The organism is Actinomycetota bacterium, from assembly GCA_030018275.1.
Classification (GTDB): domain Bacteria; phylum Actinomycetota; class Aquicultoria; order Subteraquimicrobiales; family Subteraquimicrobiaceae; genus Subteraquimicrobium.
On sequence record JASEGB010000004.1, the window covers coordinates 22,813 to 43,613 of the forward strand.

Sequence of the window (20,801 nt, forward strand, 5' to 3'; positions counted from 1 at the left end):
CCTTCAAAACTCAGCCAATATTACATGGGCGATGCTATCGGTGTGATCACCTGTTCTCTCCAAGTTTCTCACAATATCCACGAACAATATCCCCGCCTCGGGTAGACAGATACCATCCTCGATTCTCTTAATGTGATCAGCATGAAGCTTTTTCTCAATATCATCGATTTCACTTTCTCCCTGTATCACTTTATAAGCTATCTCACTATCCTCATTTTTTAAAGCCACGACTACATCATCATATACCTCGTTTACCTTAGAGAACATATATTGTAGTTGATCCATAGCCTTTGCGGAAAAGGGCAGATTTCGATTTATTTTATGTTCAGCTAACTGTGCAATATTATTGACATGGTCTGCTATCCTTTCGATCTCGGTTATGACATGGTTAAGTCCAGCTAACTTTCGGGATTGATCTTTAGTCAAAGGCTTCTGAGAAAGTTTCACCAAATAATCGCTAATCGCCAGGTATATTCCATCCGAAGCTTCCTCCATTTTCACCAAGGTTTTAATCAAGGTTTTAATCAGCTCGCGATTATTGCGATTGGAGTTCAGAAAGATTCGCTGGCAATCATGGAGCATCTTCGCGACCATCTCGGCGAGTCTTATGGTCTCCTTGGTTGCCTGGGTCAAAGCCACTGAGGGCATGACCAGAATGTGTTTCTCAATGTATTTTATTCCTCTATCTATGACTACTTCCTCGCCAGGAACTATCCTTTTAACCATGGCTACCAGAAAAGATATAAATGGAAGTACGATAAGTGCATTACCCACATTAAACAGAACTTGGGCATTCGCAATTTGTCTAGGAAGGTAAGTCGATGTCCTCGAAACGACCTGCACGAAAAGGGGCAAAATGAGGAGAAATATTAATACGCCCAAGACATTGAAGAGTATGTGGGCTACAGCCGTTCTTTTAGCGGAGATCGATGTACCGATTGAGGCTAAAAGGGCGGTAACACAGGTTCCAATGTCTGCTCCAAAAATTAAACAGATAGCTGAGGTTAGATTTAACAACCCTTGCATCGAAAGAGCAATAACCAAACCGATTGTCGCACTACTACTTTGAATAACGGCCGTAAATAACGCAGCGGCAAATACTCCTAAAATCGGTTGTTTTCCGAAATTTACAAGCATATTTACGAAAAAAGGTAGCTCTCTAAGAGGTTTGGCTCCCCCGCTCATGAAATTCATTCCCAAAAATAAAATTCCGAATCCTATTAGAATTTGCCCCGGTGATTGGTATTTATCCTGTGGCATAAACCACAAAAGACATCCGATCGCTATTATGGGTAAAGCGTACATTCCAACCTTGAATGCGACGATCTGAGCTGTGACGGTGGTCCCAATGTTAGCCCCCATGATCACACCCACGGATTGTTGAAGGGTCAAAACCCCCGCGTTTACCAATCCCACAAGGGTAACCGTGGTAATACTGCTGCTCTGTATTATAGCCGTAATACCGGCTCCGACCATTATGCCTCTCAAGGGACTTCCAGTAAATGTCTCTAAAATTTTACTGGTTCTTTCCCCAGCGACCTTCTGGAATCCCTTGCTTATCAAGGAGATGCCATAGAGGAAGAGCGCTAACCCACCAATTAAACTGAAGACTATTTGCGCAATCATTCCCATCCCTCCGCATTTAGTTTTAGGGATTTTTAGAGTAAAGCAACGAGACCCGCTTGGCGACCGGTCTTGCAATTCTCGGCACGATAGGAAAAGAATAAGTCAGTATTGCAAGAGGTACATATATCTGCCGAATAAATATTCTGCCTCGGTATCCCCACTCCTTCAAGCTGTTTTATATTAAGAGCTTCGAGGTCAAAGGAGTCATTTTGATGGACTTCCATCAACCGGGGAAATTCCCTCTTAAATCGATCGAGCTTTGTGGATTCCAACCAATAACAACAAGGACCAATGCAGGGGCCCATAAATACCAGAAGGTTTGAAGCTTGGCAATTAAAGCGACTCATCATGAGATTTGCTAGATTTGAACTGATTCCAAGGTAAGTGCCTTTCCAACCCGCGTGAGCGATGCCTATTACCCTCTTTATTGGATCAACAATGGCAATGGGTACACAATCCGCAAAGAATAAAGCGAGGGATACCGTATTAAGGTTTGTAACAAGGGCATCTACTCCTGGTATCGGTATTCCTCCAAATGCTCCTTGTCCAACAGAATCTTCATTTACTTGAGCGACCCGATCTTCGTGGGTCTGTTCAGCAGTAGTAAACGATGCGGCATCTAAACCGAGAGCTAAACAAAGCATACGCCGATTCTTGATCACATTTTCCCACTTATCTCCTACATCGAAAGCAAGATTGAGAGAATTATAGGGGGATGGGCTAACTCCTCCCATCCTCGTGCTAAACATTACCAAGATAGATGCCTCATCCAACAATTTCGGAGAGGTGAGAAACTTGATATCTCCTCTTTCTTTATATAGCAAATCAAAAGCCAAGAGCAGTGCTCCTCAAGCGCCTTGGATTTGTTTTAGCTCAGATTTAACCTGGACTATTAACAAGATGGGTTAACACTATGGTCGGGATGAAGTGCTTCGAATGTCTAAAGTTTTCATAGATGTAAACCTAACTCGTTAATAATATATTAACCTGGTCTAAAACAAGCTCTATATAGCTTACCCGAGACCATTATAAACTGCAAGACTTTTTTAATTTTCAAGGTTGTAGATTTTTGAATATAAATAAGCACAGCCCGTACGGACTGTGCTATGAAAGCGACAATCAAATCTCGCTCAAATTGACTAGGATTTGTAATTTCTTTTCCTCAAAAAAGTGGGAATATCCAAGTCCTCCGTGTCAAAGGTGGGGACTTCTTTCTCTCCCAGCAATTCCAATCTTTCCTGCTTTCTTACATCGAAGCCGGTGGCGATCACGGTAACCCTAACTTCATCGCAGAGTGAATCATCGATAACCGCTCCGAAGATGATATTCGCATCGGGATGAGCGGAGTTCGCAATGATCTCAGCAGCCTCATTGACCTCAAAGAGACCGAGATCTGAACCACCTGAAATGTTTAAAAGGACTCCCTTTGCTCCCTCAATGGATGCTTCAAGCAAGGGGCTGGAGATGGCAGCTTTTGCGGATTCGGTCGCCCTATTCTCGCCACTGGCAACACCTATTCCCATCAGTGCTGAACCTGCATTAGTCATAATCGCTCGCACATCGGCAAAATCAAGATTAATCAACCCCGGGACGGTAATTAGATCGGTTATCCCTTGGACACCCTGGCGAAGGACATCATCAGCGACTCTGAATGCATCTAAAATGGTGGTTTTCTTTTCGACAACCTGAAGTAATCTGTCATTGGGGATAATGATTAGAGTATCCACCTTTTCCTTGAGTTTGGTTATTCCCTCATCGGCTTGTAAACCCCTCTTTCTGCCTTCAAAACCGAAGGGCCTTGTAACCACACCTACTGTGAGTGCATCCAGCTCTTCTCTGGCAATTTCCGCTATCACAGGAGCAGCTCCCGTTCCTGTACCGCCCCCCTTACCGGCTGTGACGAACACCATATCCGCGCCTTGTAAGACCTCTTTTATTTGTTCACGGTTTTCTTCCGCAGCTTGATAACCAATTTGTGGATCGGAACCAGCTCCAAGTCCTTTGGTTATATTGGCACCTATGTGAACCTTATAGTCTGCATCAGACATCAAAAGTGCTTGGGCATCGGTATTTATCGCTATAAATTCCACACCAGTTAAACCAGCCTCTATCATCCGATTAACTGCGTTAGTTCCTCCGCCACCGATTCCTACAACCTTAATCACGGCTAAATAATTCGCTCCGGCATCAAACACAATTTCACCTCCTCAACCTTCAAGTAGAACTTAAGAGTTTTTCTTACCTGATAGCCTAATTCTCGGCAATAACCTTATCTCATTCCAAAAAAAATTGCAACCCGAAATTTCTTAAACTTGGCAAAACTCAAGGATAATAAGGAAGAAAAAATTTGTTTTCAACTTGAAGGTTTAAACTGAAGGGTGAGCGCTTAAGTTATTTTTAATGCCAGAATTTACCAATATTAAATACCTCCCTAAACCAACCCTTTATACGTTCTATGATCTCCTCCACGAAATTAGATTCCCTAGCGGCTAGGAGGGGCTCGATCTCGGGGCTCTTTTCCGCGTAATGCAAAAGCCCAACCCCCGTTGAATAAATGGGGTTATTTACCGCCTCCACCGCACCCACAATTCCCTTGGGAAAACCAATCCTCACCGGTAGGTCAAACATTTCAGAAACCAACTCCGGTAGACCTTCTAATAGCGAAGAACCGCCGGTGATGACCACCCCGCCTGGGAGGAGTTCAAACCTACCCGTCGCTATCACTTTTTCCCTAACCAAATTGAATATTTCCCGCATCCGGGCTTCAATTATTTCCGCCAGTAGCTTTCTGGGTATGGGTTTTCGCCCACGCTTGCCGAATGTGCTTACTTCAATGATCTCCAACTCATCAACCAGTCCACTAAAGGCACAACCATACTCAATCTTCAGCGATTCTGCCTCAGAGAGAAGAACCTTTAACCCCACAGCTAGATCGTGAGTCACCTGGTTTCCTCCCAGTGGAAGAACACTGCTATACCAAATGCTCCCCTCGGAAAAAATAGCTATGTCCGTAGTTCCTCCACCGATATCCACCAGTATGGTTCCCAACTCTCTCTCCTCATCGGAGAGAACGGCCTCGCAGGAGGCAATGGGTTGGAGCACTATATCTTCAACATCGATTCCGGTTTGATTGACACATCGAACGATATTTTGTATGGATGTAACCGCTCCCATAACGATGTGAACTGCAGCCTCCAGGCGCAGGGCAGCCATTCCTAAAGGATCTTTGACCCCCTCTTGTCCATCAATGAAGAATTCTCTGGGAACTATGTGAATTACCTCACTATTTGATGGAATATCCACAGCACAAGCTGCCTCAATAGCTTTATTACGGTCTTTCTCGGCGACGATGTGATCTCCATGAGTTATGTCAATGCCTCCGCGACTATTGAGGGAAGTGACATGGGCTCCGGTGATCCCCACATAAGCGGATTTTATCTCCGTTTTACATGCTCTTTCGGCTCTTTTCAGAGCCGCGGAAATAGAAGCCGCTGTCCTTTTCATGTCCACGACAATGCCCTTCCGTAAGCCGTAAGATGGACAGGCTCCAACACCCATGATCTCTATTTCTCCATCAATCGGTCTCCCCACAATGGCACAAATTTTAGTGGTGCCTATGTCCAAAGCCACTATGGCTTCTCTTCTCGCTTTACTCACTTTTTGGAACTCCTTCTAAGCGTTTGACGACGGGGTTTGAGACCACCCTCACATCGATGAAGATGATCTTCCCCCGCGGTTCAGATAGAATCTTTTTGATTATAAAATTCTTCTTTGAATTATTTTCCGCTTTTCCATAAAGTATCTCCACATCATCCTTTGTGTATAGTGAGAGCTTATCCACGGAAGAAGCGGAAACCAAGTTAAGAGAACCCCTAAGGTCCGGATCGAGTTCTCTAAGGCAGGTAAGGGCATTAGAGAGAGATTTTGATCTTAATCTTTTCCCAACCTGGAAGGAGCCAATCTTTAAATCACTGATGACCGGCATATTTGATCCCCTTAAGTCCTCCTTGCATTCCAGAACAAAACCCTCACCATCGATGAGGATAAAAGAATCATCGATGGGAATAATAGCTATGGGTCTTCGCTCCGTTATCCTAATTTCGAGCGTATTTGGAAGATGACGTAGGATTCCTACCTCCTTTATCCATGGTTCTTGAAGAAGTCTATTTCTTATTTGCTTAAGCGGAGTCTTAAGCAGACTAGTTTTCCGGGTTACCTTGGCAAGTTTTACGATGTGCTCATCGGATAGGTGACTGTTTCCAGTTACATTAATCCTTTTGATATTAAATAAGTCGGAGTTGTAGATTCTTATTCCACCCCACACAATTAAGGCTAATACCAGTAAAATCAGCAATAATCTCAAACGTCTTTGTCGCCTGATCCGAGCAACTTTTTTGCGGCGTTCTCGGACCTTTTCCTCGACGGTCTTCATGATGTCACCTTTTTACCCTGAGCTGGACTATTAACGAGTTTGGTTTACACATATATTTAAGGGAGGAGTAAGTGTTAAGAAAGTGTCGGAGCCTCGCTTATGAAAACTTTTGAACAGACTCACAGTTCTGTAGCGAGGCGAGACCCGAGCGGCCCCGAAGGACTCGTTTCACTCGCCAACGGGGTAAACGGCCGTAACTGCGTCTGCCCCGTAGACGCGACAGCGTTCTTCGGGGTGTTTTCGGAGCACTTCACCCGACCATAGTGCTAACCCATCTTGTTAATAATACATCTGAGCCTTCCAGCTTAAACTCAAAAATATATGGAAGCCCTAGCAATCTCATTCAAAGTCGCCAACCAAGGTAACCTCGGGTTCCAACAAAATCCCCTTAACTCTGAATACCTCCTCTTGAACCATCCGCATTAGAGAATAAACATCACGAGCAGAAGCATTGCCCAAATTAACGATAAAATTGGCATGTTTGAGCGAAACTTGAGCATCTCCCGTTCGAAGACCCTTACACCCGACTTCCTCGATGAGTTTACCAGCTGAAAGACCCGGTGGATTTTTAAAAATACTTCCCACATTTGGGAGTTTAAGGGGTTGCGTTCTCTTCCTTTTTCTGAAGTACCTTTCCATCTCAGCTCTAATCAGATTGAATTCTCCCTTCTCTAACCTCAGAACCGCTTCCACGATTACCCCTTGGGAAGATAAAGAGCTACTTCGATAACCAAAGGAGATTTCAAACCCATCAAATGCTTTAAGTTCACAATCTGAGGTATAGACGGTCACATTCTTGACTACGTCTCCAATGGCCTGACCATGAGCTCCCGCATTTAACGTCAAAGCCCCTCCCAAACTCCCTGGGATACCAATGGCAAAAGCGAGTCCCTTTAATCCATTCTCAAGAGCTTTTTGAACTAAAACCTGTAAGGGAACACCGGCGCCCGCTCGAATATGGCAACCATCCACGGAAATCCCTTTAAAATCCTTACCTAATACCACAACTATTCCTGGGAATCCCTTGTCTGAAACTAAAAGATTTGACCCTTTTCCCATAATGAAGCAGGGAAGTTCAAAATCAGCGGAGGTTTGCAACAGCAGGCGAAGTTCTTCCAAAGAATTGGCGATGGCGAAGATGGTTGCAGCTCCACCAACTCTTAAGCTTGTATACTTTGAAAGAGGCTCGTCTCCAACTACATTGCTTTTTAACTTGTATTTTAATCGATTGAGGGCTTCACAAGTCGCCACACGATTCACTTCGCACCTCTAACCTCAAGTGGTTTGACCTAAAGATTCAAGGAGTTCTTGCCCCACAGTCCAGATATCACCAGCGCCCATGGTTAGAACCAAATCCCCGCTCTCTACAATACTAGCCAGAAATCTCTTTGCCTCAAATTTGGTGGGAAGATATGCAACTTGACTTTTGGGATTGTTTTGTAGCACCGCTTCCAAAATCAATTTTCCACTCACGCCGGGAATGGGTTCCTCCCCAGCTCCATAAACGTCGGTGAGAATCACCAAATCCGCATCATCGAAAACATCAGCAAATTCTCGACTCAAAAACTTGGTTCTGGAGAAGCGATGGGGTTGAAAAAGACAAATTATTCTACTCCAATTCCCCTCTCGCGCGGTTTCTAGCGTCACCTTAACCTCCGTAGGAAGGTGAGCATAATCATCTATGAGGGTGACACCATTGTAGGATCCCACTACTTGATACCGCCTTTGAACTCCTTTGAATTGACCCAAAACATCGGAAATAGTTTCAAAGCGTAAACCAATGGACATACCTAGGGCAATTGTTGCCATTGCATTATAGATATTATGAATACCAGGGATATGTAATAATGTCTCTCCAAGCTTCTTATTGGCTTGATAAACCTCGAAACTACTACTGAATTTCTCCAATCTGATATCTTTAACACAAAAATCGTTTTCTTCCTTCACCCCGTAAGTAATGCACCTGCGATCGGTTCGCTCCAGTAGCCTTTGGACGTTAGGGTGATCCCCGCACACCACACCATAGCCTTCTTCGGGCAAGCTACTGATGAACTTGAGGAAAACCTCCTGAATTCTATCGAAAGTTCGATAATAATCGAGATGATCGGGTTCGATGTTCGTCAATACAATAATTTTTGGCTTCAGATACAGAAGGGAGCCGTCACTCTCATCAGCTTCAGCAATGAAGAAATCACCTTTACCATATTTTGCATTGCTTCCGATATCATTCAATTCTCCACCAATGAGGAAGGTGGGATCAAGATGGTTTTTCTGGAGAACCATTGAAATCATCGAAGTTGTAGTCGTTTTTCCATGGGTTCCCGCTACTGCAATTGCAATCTTATTTTCCGAGAGTTTGGCGAGCATTTCTGCCCGGCGAAGTACGGGGATTCCATTCTTGCAAGCATATTTCAATTCGCAATTATTTGGAGGGATTGCGGAGGACACCACAACCATATTCGCCCCTTCAACATTGCTAGGGTGATGTCCGATGCTGATCTTTGCCCCCAAATTCGAGAGTCTGAGAGTATTTCTGGATTCCTTAAGGTCGGATCCAGAGATTTGATATCCAATTTCAAGTAATACTTTGGCAATAGCACTCATTCCAGCGCCACCTATCCCAATGAAGTGTATCCCTTTTGTTTCCGCGTTTTTCACTAACTTTCTCCCCTCTTGTTACGAGTTATCATAATGGTAAATTCTAAAATTATGACCCGGCTTCGAGTTATTGCTTTTTAGCTAAGCTGAGTACTAGATTGGCTAATTCTCGTGAGGCTTGTGGCTTTCCCAAATTGCGAGAGTTTTCTCTCATGCTACTTAGGGATTTTTGATCGAAAATTAGTTTTGTCACCTGTTCAAAGAGTGTTTTTCCATTTAAATCTTCGTCGGGTATTGCCCGAGCGGCACCGTACTTCTCCAAAATTTTTGCATTCTTCCATTGATGATCATCCGTAGCATAAGGATAGGGAATCAGCAAAGCTGGTATCCCTCTCGCTGTGATTTCGGCGATCGTCGTCGCCCCCGCTCGGCAAAGTGCTAAATCCGCTACGGCATAGGCTAGATTGATCTTATCTAGATAGGGGAAACATTTATAAATCAATTTATCCTGCGGTTTCTCTATATTTTTTATGGCATATGAAACATTTTCAAAGTCAATCATACCCGTGGCGTGAACTATCTGCAAGTCATAAAAATTGCGAAAGAGTGGATAAGCCTCAACTACAGCATGATTTATTCTCCGTGCACCTCTACTTCCTCCAAAGATTAAGAGAGTTTTCCTCCCCGGATCCAATCCCAGAGCAAGAATTCCATCCTCATGAGTGGGTTTCAAAATTTCGCCCCGGATGGGATTTCCCGTTAGGATAATTCTCTTCCTTTTCGGGAAAAATTCTTCAGTATCGGCGTAGGATATGGCAATGACGATTGCAACTCGGCTCAATAGGCGGTTTGCCAAGCCGGGGATCACATTCTGTTCATGAATTACCGTGGGAATTTTTAAGAAGGCTGCAACTCCCACCACGGGTACGCTTACATACCCTCCCATACCCACCACTATGTGGGGTCTAAATTCCCTCAAAATTTTCAAAGAATCGAAAGCGCCCTTGCCCAATGAAAAAGGCGTTTTTAATAAATCAATGGCAAATCTTCGAGGAAGTCCCCTCGCATCGATGGTTTTGAGGGTATATCCCATTTGGGGCACCATCTCTGACTCCAGACCCGATTCAGTGCCCACAAATACAATCTCAATCTCTTCCACCAGTGATTTTAATTCTTCCGCTAGAGCGAGGCCGGGATAAATATGCCCGGCGGTTCCTCCTCCACCTATGAGTACTCGCATTTACCTTCGCTCCCGCTTTTCGTGGCTCTTGAGAAGCTATATTGAGCAAAATTCCGATGGAACATAGCGTAAAGAATAATGATGATCCACCGAAACTAATTAAAGGCAGGGGAATGCCCGTTATGGGAATGACTCCCGTAACTGCCCCCATGTTGATGAGCGCCTGAATCAAAATCATACAAATGATCCCAGCTCCTAATAACTTTCCAAATCTTTCGCGAGATTTTAAAGAAATTCTCAATCCCGCAATGGCAAGGATTGAGTATAGCACCACCACAAGAAGTGTCCCCAACAGACCAAGCTCTTCACCGATCACAGCAAAAATGAAATCCGTGTGTGAAGCCGGGAGATAAAAAAATTTCTGACGTCCCAGACCAAGTCCCACCCCTCTTAAGCCACCGGAACCAAAAGCGAGCAAAGATTGAATGATGTGAAATCCCGATCCCCGGGGGTCGGACCAGGGATTGAAGAAGCTTAGGAATCGCTGGCGCCGATATCCGGCGGAAAAAATGAGGAGAAAAATGGAGACACATCCCACCAAGCCCACGCCAAAAATATGGTGAATTCTTGCTCCGGCTAGAAACATTAAGATGAAGATGGAAAGACATATGGCAAAAGCGGTACCCAAATCGGGTTGGAATATCACCAGCAAAGCGATGAAGACCGCTATTGGGACGAGAGGGATCAAAAGATGAGATAAATTCGTGATTTCCCGACGTTTTTTAGTGAGGATATCTACAGCGAAGATGATGATGGCCAATTTGGCAAATTCCGAGGGTTGAAAGGTGAACTGACCAAAAGTCAACCATCTGCTGGCACCACCAGCAGTCCTCCCCATCCCGGGAATTAAGACCAGAGCTAAAAGAGCAATCGTGATGATTATTCCCGTGGTAGATAGCTTTCGTAATTTGTGATAATCGAATTTAGCTAGTAAACCCATGCTTATAAGTCCCAAAAAGGCCCATAAAAGTTGCCTCTTCAGGTAATAATAGCTGTCGCCTTCCTTTGTATACGCTGTACTTAAGCTTGCGCTAAAAATCATGATTATTCCGAACAATAGTAGCACAATGGTGGTACCCAAAAGCCAATAATATGAAATTGGCTTCCTCCTAAACCTCTTCATAAGCGTTAACTCCACCTATATTAGATTTATGCCATAGACATAATTTCAGAAAGGTGGCTCAAATCCTAAATTCAAAATGCTTTGTGCTTAGAATTTGAAATCATCCTTTGCTTAAAGATAATATTTTGGCAAAAGAGCTTCTGCCGCAGGCGATTTATGTCTAACCTATATTGGATTTCTAAAACTCAATACAGTCTCCTTGAAGACTTCCCCCCTCTCCTCAAAATTAGAGAACATATCGAAACTGGCACAAGCTGGAGAGAAAAGTACCACATCTCCCAACTTCGCCAGTTCCTTTGCCATAAAAACGGCTTCTGGAACGGAGGAGGCGCAATGAACCTTTGATCCCTTACCCAAAATAGCTTTAATTTCTGAGGTAGCCTCCCCGAATAAAACCACGGCTTTTACTCTCTTCTTAATCTCTCGAGCCATATCTTCAAAGCTATTTCCCTTATTCCTTCCCCCCAAAAGCAAAATTACGGGGCGATTAAAAGCCGTTAAAGCCTTAATCGTCGCCCCGGGATTGGTGGCTTTGGAATCGTTATAATAATCTATGCCATCGATGGTGAGGACATATTCCAATCTGTGTTCAACTCCCGAGAAATCGCAAAGGGCTTGATTTATGGCTTCCGGGGGAACCCATGATAAAAGAGCAGCTGCAGTAGCCGCAAGGGCGTTATCTAAATTATGCTCGCCTTTTATCTTCACTCCATCGACGTCGCAGATTTCGGTTTCATTGCCCCTCAAATTGGCCACAATTTTATCGCCTTTTATATAGACCCCCTTTCCGAATGTCCTAAATTTACTGAAGGGCATCAGGGTAGTTTTCACGGCGGGGAGAAGCCATCGAGCTAGAGGATCATCGTAATTTACTACGGCGTAATCTCCTTTATCCTGGTTTAAAAATATCCGACTTTTTGCCTGGATATAATCCTCGAAATTCACGTGCCAATCCAAGTGATCCTGTGTGATGTTGAGAAGTACACCGATATGGGATTTAAAATGAACTATATTCTTAAGTTGAAAACTCGAAAGTTCTACGATTAAGGTGACGCCGTCTTTGAGTTCTTCAATGCATTTTACCAAAGGATGTCCGATGTTCCCAGCAACGATGGCTGGGCGTTTGGCCCTTTTAAAAATCTCCCCCAATAATAAAATGGTCGTTGTCTTCCCATTGGTTCCCGTGACTCCAATTATGGAAACACTGAGCTCTCTCAAGTTAATGAGAGAATAGGCGAGTTCGATCTCGCTCCACACAGGGATGCCGCGTCGCCTCGCCTCTGCCAGGAATGGTATTTTATCGGGAACGCCCGGGCTGACAACCACCAACTCTTTGCCGTTGAGATCATCAAAACTATGATTCCCCAACCTGGTGCTGATATCCTTTTTCTCCAATTGCAAAGCCCTCTGTTCAAGGACAGTATTCCTGGCACAATCCACTATGGATACCGATGCGCCCAAATCATTCAGCTTCTCTGCAGCGGCCATTCCACTGCGAGCCATTCCCACTACGAGTACTTTCTTCCCAGAAAAATCCATATTTTAACCACCTTTCATGGCAGCTATGAAGTACAGAGCGAATCCCAACCCAGCTAAGGCTCCAGATACAATCCAGAATCTTATCATCACCTTTGTTTCCGACCAACCAAGGATTTCAAAGTGGTGGTGGATGGGGGTCATCTTGAATACCCGCTTTTTGAATCGCTTGTAGCAAACGACCTGAATGATGACCGATAGAGTCTCTATAACGTAGATACCTCCTATAAGGAGGAGGAAAAGCTCCGTTTTGGTCAAAACGGCTAGAGCTGCAATGGCTCCTCCCAAACCCAATGCACCGGTATCACCCATAAAAATATCAGCGGGATACGAATTATACCATAGAAAACCAATGCAAGCTCCACCCATAGCTGCACAAAAAATCGCTAAATCGAGGCAATCCTGTCGAAAGGCTATACCAGCATAGGCCATCATAACTAAAGTTACCGTGCCTGCAGCTAGACCATCAAGGCCATCCGTTAGATTGACGCTATTTGTGGTGGCAGAGATGATGAGAAAAAGAAATATATAATAAAACCAGCCGAGATCAAGAGTGATTCCGGTAAGGGGAAGGGCGACGGATGTCGAAAGGTGAAGATATTTTACGGCTATCCAACCAAAGGCAAGTGAAATAATGAGTTGCCAAGAAAGCTTGGTTCTGGCCTTAAGTCCTAAAGACCTCGCCTTTATAACTTTGCAATAATCATCAAAAAAACCCAACAATCCACAGGATAAAGCGGTCAGCAGCGCTAAAATGCTTGAGTACGTAAACCCTCTAAATCGGGACATCAGAAGGAAGGTGAAGGTTACAACCACGAGGATTAGAAGACCTCCCATGGTAGGAGTACCCTGTTTTTGTAAATGTTCCTGAGGTCCATCGGTCCGCACAATTTGTCCAATATTTCTCGATTTTAAAATCTTTATCCATAAGGGTATAAGAATAACGACTCCCAAAAGGGAAAGACCAGCTGTTAGAAAAAGTTGATAAGTTGGATAATAGTATATTCTTAAGATTACCATCTAATCTTCCTTATCCCAAACTATTGAAACTTGAAATTATGGAGTGTCGTAAATCTAATCTCTTGTGCCCTAAACATAAATAGAGTGACTTTAAGAGCCATCCTTACAGGCGCTAGCTGCTGCCCCGACTTGTCGGGGAGCCTGCGGCCTTTGAGCCGCGCGGATGACAATTTAGCACTGCAACAAGAGCAGTCTAAAGCGAACCCCAAGCTCAAGGCCCTTTGTTTTATTCACAACCAGGAACTATGACCCACACTTGAAATTGTGAATGTACATAGAAAGTTCTACAGCAAAGAATCGGCTACCTCCTCTAACTTCATTGCCCGAGAGGCCTTTATCAAGACTATATCCCCCTGTTCTAGCATCCGATTTAAAATCCGCGCTGCTTCGGTGGAAGTATCACAAGAGATAACTTCCTTCGAATCCATGCCACTTTGTAAGGCTCCCTCGGCTATTCGTTTACTCCTCTCCCCAACCGTGATGAGGGTATTTACGCCTACCTCTTTTACAAATTTACCTAGTTCGAAATGGGAAACGTCTGTGATTTCTCCCAGTTCCAACATATCCCCCAAAACGGCTATTTTTCGCGACTGCGATTTTATATCCCCGAGAGCTATTAAGGCTGCCCTCATGGAGGTAGGATTGGCATTGTAAGCATCATTTAAAATGGTGATTCCCTTGGGCGTGGTCAATAATTGCATTCGCATCCCGGATAAAGTGCACGTCTCCAAACCGTTTTTGATATCCTCCAGGGGTAGACCCAAATAGGAAGCTATGGCAAAGGTAGCCAGAGCATTGTAAACATTATGTCTCCCTAGAATGGGCAAATTCACCCAAATATCTCCCCTGTTCGAAAGGATTTTAAAGGAAGGCTTACCCATGGAATCCACATTAATATCGCAGGCACGAAAATTTGAAAGTTCTGAAAGTCCGAAGGTTAACACTTGTGCCAGGCTTAAGGATTTTAACCTCTCTGTCCAGAAGTCATCTTGATTCAAAAAGACAATGCCATCTTCGGGTATAGCTTCAACCAATTCGCTTTTTGCCTGGGCAATTAACTCCTCAGAGCCCAAGAATTCAAAGTGGGTTTTCCCAACATTCGTTACCAATCCTATTGTGGGATGAGCAATCTCAGCAAGCTCACGAATTTGGCCCAACCCTCGCATGGCCATTTCCACGACCAGTATCTGAGTACCCTGCTCGGCTTTAAGAATGGTAAGGGGGACACCGATTTCATTATTGTAGTTTCTTTCGGACCAAATCACCTTCATCCTTTGAGATAACACGTTGGCGAGCATATCCTTTGTGCAAGTCTTTCCCGTACTGCCCGTGATCCCAACGACTTCGACTCTTAGCTGTCCTCGCAAATACTGCGCTAAATCCTTAAGAGCTTTTAGACCATCCTCAACCCTTATTACAATTGTTTCCTCCTTTAACTCGCCAAAGATATTCTTTAACGCCTTATCCCACTTCTGGGTGAGGAAACCAAAAGCTCCTTTCTCCAAAGCGCACTTAAGAAACTGATGGCCATCGTAATGATCGCCTTTAATGGGAATGAATAAATCACCCGGCTTCAAGGTGCGAGTATCGATGCTAATATCGTTTATAACCCGCTGAGGTAAGCCATTCAAAAGTTCTCCATTTGTGGCCAATAGAATCTGAGATACAGTTAGTGGGAACACCTTCTCAACTCCCTTAAAATTTCATGAGCCACCAAGCGATCGTCAAAGGGAATCGTTTTATCAGCGAATATTTGGCCGACTTCATGCCCCTTCCCGGCGATTATAACAGTATCCCCCTCATTTGCTAGGGAAATAGCTCTATAAATGGCTTCCCTTCTATCCATAATTTTGCAATATTTTTCGGAAGTTTCCCGTTTTATTCCCTTCTCAATCTGGTCGATGATCTCCCCTGGATCCTCGCTTCGGGGGTTATCGGAGGTTATTATGGTATAGTCGCTCAAGCGACTCGACACTGCACCCATTAGGTGTCTTTTAAGTCTATCTCTGTCTCCTCCGCATCCGAATACTGTGATCACCTTTCCCTTCGTTATCTCTCGGGCTGTACTGATTACCTTATCTAAACTATCCGGCGTGTGGGCATAATCCACCACCACGGTGAATTTTTGACCACAATCGATGATCTCAAATCTCCCGGGAATACCCTTTACCTTCCTGATACCTGTTCTTATAACTCTAAGGGGGAGCCTGAGGCTTAGACTTGTTGAAATCGCTGCTAGTGCATTGTAAACATTGAACAGCCCTAGAAGGCACATTGAAAAATCACAATCTATACCTGAGCTTAAGACTTTGAATCTCGTCCCTTTATCGCTCAATCTAACTCGCGAAGCTTTAATATTTGCCAAGGGACCCAGACCATATAAGTAATTTTCCTCCGAATGAGAAATCTCAGCGATCCTTCGTCCATATGGATCATCTATGTTAACAATATGGCAGCTAGCATCGTTGCTTCTGAATAATTCGCTCTTTACCCTGAAATATTCTTCCATATTTTGGTGATAATCGAGGTGATCCTGGCTCAAATTCGTAAAAACCAAAACATCGAACTGACAATGATCGGTGCGATGTAAGTCGATGGCATGAGAGGTGACTTCCATAACCCCTACATCTACATGTTCCCGAACCATTTCCCCCAATATTTTCTGGAGATCACAGGACTCTGGAGTCGTTCTTTCCACGGGAAAAATCCTTTCCCCAATTTTATATTGGATAGTTCCCAATAATCCCACCTTATATCCCGCCTCGGTGAGAATGCTTTCCACGAGATGAGCGGTGGTAGTCTTGCCATTGGTACCCGTAATCCCCACTAAGGTAAGCCTAGAACTGGGACGTCCATAGAAAATATGAGAAAGATGAGCCAGAGCTTTTCTAGAATTGGGAACCAAAATTCGAGTGACGGGGGAAGCAATTTCCGTCCAATTCTCCATCACAATAGCCACAGCGCCATTAGTGATGGCTTCTTCTATATAGAGATGTCCATCGGTCTTCAATCCTTTAATGCACACAAAAAGATCTCCAGGTTTAACCCTTTTAGAATGATGGGAGAGACCTCTTATATCCACCTCGCGGTCCCCTTCGATTCTTAAAATGTTATCTACACAAGAGATTAACTCCACTAATTTCACTTGAATTCTCCTTATACAATGTCTACGGCTATAATATAATATCATTCGTCAGCTCTAGGTCTCAAATACATTTAAAAATCTTTAATTTTCGCGATTCTGTTTGAGAAAAGGCAAAAATTCAGTTTAGAAGGCAAAAGAGCTGCCTCGGGTATTTATGTCTAGCCTATAAGACCTTAATATTAGGGGGCAATCCTAAGGTGACGTAGACTGAACTCGGCTATTTCTTTAAAGATGGGGGCGGCTGCCACACTGCCCCAAATAGCATCCTGAGGTTCATCGATAACTACGAGAATAATGAGCTGGGGATCCTGGGCTGGTACGAATCCAACGAAGGAGGCGATGTACTTCCCAGATTCATATCCACGATTGTATTTTTTAACTTTCTGAGCGGTTCCCGTCTTTCCAGCTACTCGATAACCGGGTATCCTGGCAGTCTTACCAGTTCCCATGTTCACCGCTTGTTCTAAAATATCCCGCATTTGACGGGTGGTTTTAGAAGATAGAACCTTTTCACCCGAATCTCTGGAAAAGGTTTTTACCACTTTCCCTTGAGGACTGATTATGGAGGAAAGCAAATGAGGACGAACCTTCAATCCATCATTTGCAATGATGGAAATGGCCTGGATCATCTGTAAGGGGGTTGCGGATAAACCCTGACCAAAGGGAATATTTGCGATGGTTGTTCCATACCATTTATCCGGCGGTGGAACATATCCCTTGGATTCACCGGGAAAATCGATTCTGGACTTCTCCGTTAAACCAAAGGCGCTAAGATACTCATAGATTTTTTCCCTGCCCAATTTTAAGCCAATGGTTACTACCCCAACATTGCTGGACTCGGTGATAATCTGAGTGAAGGTGAAATTTCTTGGGGGTCTTGGATGAGCTTCCTTAATCACCTTATTTGAAACTTTAATGGTGCTGGGGAGGTAAAAAATGTTTTTCGGTGTAAATAATCTTTCCTCCAAAGCAGCGGAGGCGATGATCGCTTTTACCGTGGAACCGGGTTCATAAATGTCGGTGACCGCTCGATTCCGTATAACCTCGGAGCTCGTCTTTGAGAAATTATTCAAATCAAAGGATGGATAATTAGCCATGGCGTAAATTTCCCCAGTTTTGGGATTCATGACGATGGCGAGACCGCTCTTAGCATGGAATTTTTCAACACCCTTCTTAAGAGTCTCCTCAGTTTTAAACTGAATATCCCTATCTAGTGTAAGCGTTATGCTATTTCCGTCTGTGGGGGGCAATAACTGTAAAATTCCCCCGGGTATAGCTCTTCCACAAGGATCTTTCTCGACAATAAGCTCACCTGGTCTACCTCGCAAAAGATCATCGTAATAGAGTTCAAGTCCAGTGAGACCCTTATTGTCAACACCAACAAATCCTACGACCTGAGCGGCAACGGAATTACATGGATAGTACCTTTTATTCTCCTTTAAAAATCCTATCCCCTCAATCTCCAATGCCCTTACAGCCTCAGTTTTCTCCTGATCTACTTTGCGAGCGAGGTAAACAAAGCCACAGTCTCTGGTTAGCTTTTTGTAAAGAATCTCCTCATTCACATCAAGAATGGGGGAAAGTTTTGATGCAACATGAAGGGGTTTTTTGATGAGATAGGGGGTGGCATAAATCGTTTCCCTCTGAACACTTACCGCTAATTCCTGGCCATCTCTATCATAAATCGTGCCACGGTGAGGAGCTAACTCAATACGTCTTAGACGCTGCTTGAGAGCTAAAGTATCATATTTCTTGGCTTCAACTCCCTGAATAAAGATAAGGCGGGTGGCAATCCCCAATAGACCAATAATGATGATACCAAGGAGGAGAAGTATTCTTCGCTCCTCCTTCTTGCGCGACTGGACGTTTCCCATGAGATTCCTCTCAAACTATTATTAATTCTTTGCTTCGGCTTCTGGGCTTCTCAGGAATTTCTCGAGACGTCCAGCGAGCTTGCACAGTCTCCCAAGGATAGCCGATTCTTTAGAAGGAGGTGAACCTCGTGCAAATGATTCTCTCCCTCCCTGGAGATTCATCTCCGGAGGGAGAGTGATGTAACTAACCTCTGTCGGACTTATCATGCCCAGTTCCTCGCAGGCAATCTTTCTTATTCTCTCGGGGGATTTTAATTCCATCGCCTGCAAAAGGAGTTTCTCATTTCTGATTTGCTCCACATGAAGAGTTGTTTTAAGCTTTTCCATCTGAAGAGCATATTGGGCAATGAGAGCACGTTGAGAGAGATTAAGCATTACGAATAGGGCGAGGATGAAACTGAAGAGTAAAAAGTTTACAAAGGTGGAAGAGAACTTTCCATACCTTCGATTCTCGATGACTTTAAATGAGCGTAAGGGTTGACTTGGAGTTTTTGCTATTTTCCTTGCTGCTTGCATTGGTTCCCACCTTACCTGCCTGCCCGTCCGGCAGGCGGGCCTACCGGTAGGCTAGGTATCTTTTCCGCTGCGCGTAATCTTGCGCTATCCGCCCGCGGATTTGCTTCAATCTCTTCAGGACTTGGCCTTATAGGTCTCCTTGTTAAAATCTTGATCGAAGATTTTCTGCCACATTGGCAAATTGGTATCGAAGGTGGACATATACAACCCCTCGCCAACTCCTTGAAAGTATCCTTAACGATCCTGTCCTCCAAGGAGTGGTAAGATATGGTTACTATCCGACCTCCAGGTTTAAGCCACTTAACTGCATCCCTTATGGCTCTATCCAAATCCTCAAGCTCTTTGTTAACCTCTATCCTCAGAGCCTGGAAAGTTCTTCTAGCCGGATGTCCTCCTCTACGACGAGCCGAAGCGGGAATTGCGTCTTTTATGATCTCCACAAGTTGAGTGGTTGTTTTGATATGTTCCCTTTCCCTAGCTTCTACTATGAAGTGAGCAATTCTAGATGCCCACCTCTCCTCCCCATATCTTTTGATAATGGATGCTAATTCTGCCTCCGAATATGTATTAACCACATCCGCAGCAGTTAATTTCTGTGAAAGATCCATTCGCATATCCAAGGGAGCTTCAAATCTATAACTGAAACCTCTTTCGGGTGCATCCAATTGAGTTGAGGAAAGACCGAAATCAAAGAGAATGCCATCTATCGCATGAATACCTAAATTGTGAAGAATTTTATCGAGATTTTTGAAATTGTCCTTAATTAATTTGGTTTGCTGGCTGAAGCGTGCATTTTCTCTTGCTGCTTCAATTGCTGTTTCATCTACATCGATCCCTATTAAGAGACCTCCTGGTGCGATTAAATCTGCAACCGCCTTTGCGTGTCCTGCCCCGCCTAAGGTGCAATCTACGACGATGCTGCCATCCTTGCAATTAAGTTGCTTTAGGACTTCAGCCAGCAAAACCGGTTTATGCTCAAACTTTTTTGAAAAAAGTTTGATTAAAAATCACCCCCTGCCGGTCAGGCAGGTCTGTACTTTTGAAAGATCAATTCTATATGCTAAATTCGGGTAGATGCTCGGCGACCTCAGCATAAGATTTCTCAGCTTGCTTTCGGTAAGTTTCCCACTTCTCCCTATTCCAAATCTCCAATCGATTTGAAACACCTATTATGACCACATCTTTATTTAAGCCTGCGTATTTTCTCAAATGATCGGGGATCAAAACTCTACCTTGTTTATCTAAAATCCCTTCTTTCGCCCCTGAAAAGAAGCAGCGAGAAAATTGACGCGCATCTTTCTTAGTTAATGGCAAAAGCCTTATTTTATCCGCCAACTGTAGCCACTCCTTGCGAGAGAAGATGAACAAGCATTTTTCCATTCCCTTAGCAATGAACAAGCCATCCGCCAGAGCATCTCTAAACTCCGCTGGTAGTATCAATCGTCCCGTACTGTCCAATGTGTGATGAAATTCACCTGAGAACACGCCACTAAGATCTCCTCATCCCAATTTACCCCATTTCAAACCATTTCCTTCCATACCAACTATTCTATCCCAATACTAAAATTCCTTCAATTTTTTTCATAATTTTTTTAAAAATTTTAGTACTTGGGAAGGCGTTCCGTTTAAAGAGTTTGATGAGCTAGAGCAAACCCGAAGTTTTAAGGGCAGCCTTTGAGCACTTTGCATTG

At 44.0% G+C, this 20,801-nt stretch carries 17 protein-coding genes; all 17 read right to left on the reverse strand.

Translation table 11 applies throughout. The annotated features are described in order from the left end of the window. Positions 1–3: 3 nt before the first annotated feature. Positions 4–1,626 (reverse strand): Na/Pi cotransporter family protein, encoded by a 1,623-nt coding sequence (locus QMD66_02385; GenBank protein MDI6821713.1) that lies wholly within the window; start codon positions 1,624–1,626, stop codon positions 4–6. Between the two features lie 32 nt (positions 1,627–1,658). Beyond that, positions 1,659–2,462 carry a peptidoglycan editing factor PgeF gene (gene pgeF / locus QMD66_02390; GenBank protein ID MDI6821714.1) on the reverse strand — a complete coding sequence of 268 codons (804 nt, stop codon included), beginning with the start codon at positions 2,460–2,462 and terminating at the stop codon, positions 1,659–1,661. Positions 2,463–2,765: 303 nt separating this feature from the next. Then, entirely contained in the window at positions 2,766–3,821 is a 1,056-nt protein-coding gene (gene ftsZ / locus QMD66_02395; protein MDI6821715.1) for a cell division protein FtsZ, read from the reverse strand. 202 nt (positions 3,822–4,023) lie between these two features. Next, positions 4,024–5,283: a cell division protein FtsA gene (gene ftsA / locus QMD66_02400; protein ID MDI6821716.1), complete on the reverse strand. Its 1,260-nt coding sequence runs from the start codon at positions 5,281–5,283 to the stop codon at positions 4,024–4,026. Further along, entirely contained in the window at positions 5,276–6,058 is a 783-nt protein-coding gene (locus tag QMD66_02405; GenBank protein MDI6821717.1) for an FtsQ-type POTRA domain-containing protein, read from the reverse strand. Before QMD66_02405 ends, ftsA begins: the two co-directional genes overlap by 8 nt. A gap of 339 nt (positions 6,059–6,397) precedes the next feature. Continuing rightward, positions 6,398–7,318: a UDP-N-acetylmuramate dehydrogenase gene (murB, locus tag QMD66_02410; GenBank protein MDI6821718.1), complete on the reverse strand. Its 921-nt coding sequence runs from the start codon at positions 7,316–7,318 to the stop codon at positions 6,398–6,400. A 15-nt stretch (positions 7,319–7,333) separates the two neighbouring features. After that, positions 7,334–8,716: a UDP-N-acetylmuramate--L-alanine ligase gene (murC, locus tag QMD66_02415; GenBank protein MDI6821719.1), complete on the reverse strand. Its 1,383-nt coding sequence runs from the start codon at positions 8,714–8,716 to the stop codon at positions 7,334–7,336. A gap of 67 nt (positions 8,717–8,783) precedes the next feature. Further along, a complete protein-coding gene (gene murG / locus QMD66_02420; protein ID MDI6821720.1) occupies positions 8,784–9,896 on the reverse strand; it encodes an undecaprenyldiphospho-muramoylpentapeptide beta-N-acetylglucosaminyltransferase in 1,113 nt (370 codons plus the stop codon). Next, complete coding sequence (ftsW, locus tag QMD66_02425; protein ID MDI6821721.1) at positions 9,802–11,019, reverse strand: putative lipid II flippase FtsW; 1,218 nt, start codon at positions 11,017–11,019, stop codon at positions 9,802–9,804. Before ftsW ends, murG begins: the two co-directional genes overlap by 95 nt. Positions 11,020–11,184: 165 nt before the next feature. Beyond that, complete coding sequence (murD, locus tag QMD66_02430) at positions 11,185–12,558, reverse strand: UDP-N-acetylmuramoyl-L-alanine--D-glutamate ligase (GenBank protein ID MDI6821722.1); 1,374 nt, start codon at positions 12,556–12,558, stop codon at positions 11,185–11,187. A 3-nt stretch (positions 12,559–12,561) separates the two neighbouring features. Further along, complete coding sequence (gene mraY / locus QMD66_02435; GenBank protein ID MDI6821723.1) at positions 12,562–13,575, reverse strand: phospho-N-acetylmuramoyl-pentapeptide-transferase; 1,014 nt, start codon at positions 13,573–13,575, stop codon at positions 12,562–12,564. A gap of 284 nt (positions 13,576–13,859) precedes the next feature. Beyond that, positions 13,860–15,257, reverse strand: a complete 1,398-nt coding sequence (gene murF / locus QMD66_02440; protein ID MDI6821724.1) for a UDP-N-acetylmuramoyl-tripeptide--D-alanyl-D-alanine ligase — start codon at positions 15,255–15,257, stop codon at positions 13,860–13,862. Next, positions 15,245–16,720, reverse strand: a complete 1,476-nt coding sequence (locus QMD66_02445) for a UDP-N-acetylmuramoyl-L-alanyl-D-glutamate--2,6-diaminopimelate ligase (GenBank protein ID MDI6821725.1) — start codon at positions 16,718–16,720, stop codon at positions 15,245–15,247. Before QMD66_02445 ends, murF begins: the two co-directional genes overlap by 13 nt. 179 nt (positions 16,721–16,899) lie before the next feature. Next, entirely contained in the window at positions 16,900–18,594 is a 1,695-nt protein-coding gene (locus tag QMD66_02450; protein ID MDI6821726.1) for a penicillin-binding protein 2, read from the reverse strand. Between the two features lie 21 nt (positions 18,595–18,615). Further along, a complete protein-coding gene (locus tag QMD66_02455) occupies positions 18,616–19,110 on the reverse strand; it encodes a septum formation initiator family protein (GenBank protein MDI6821727.1) in 495 nt (164 codons plus the stop codon). A gap of 11 nt (positions 19,111–19,121) precedes the next feature. Continuing rightward, positions 19,122–20,111, reverse strand: coding sequence for a 16S rRNA (cytosine(1402)-N(4))-methyltransferase RsmH (gene rsmH, locus QMD66_02460; GenBank protein ID MDI6821728.1), 990 nt, complete (start codon positions 20,109–20,111; stop codon positions 19,122–19,124). Positions 20,112–20,163: 52 nt separating this feature from the next. After that, the gene (mraZ, locus tag QMD66_02465) at positions 20,164–20,595 is read right to left on the reverse strand and encodes a division/cell wall cluster transcriptional repressor MraZ (protein MDI6821729.1); all 432 of its coding nucleotides are present in this window, start codon (positions 20,593–20,595) and stop codon (positions 20,164–20,166) included. Positions 20,596–20,801: the final 206 nt, after the last annotated feature.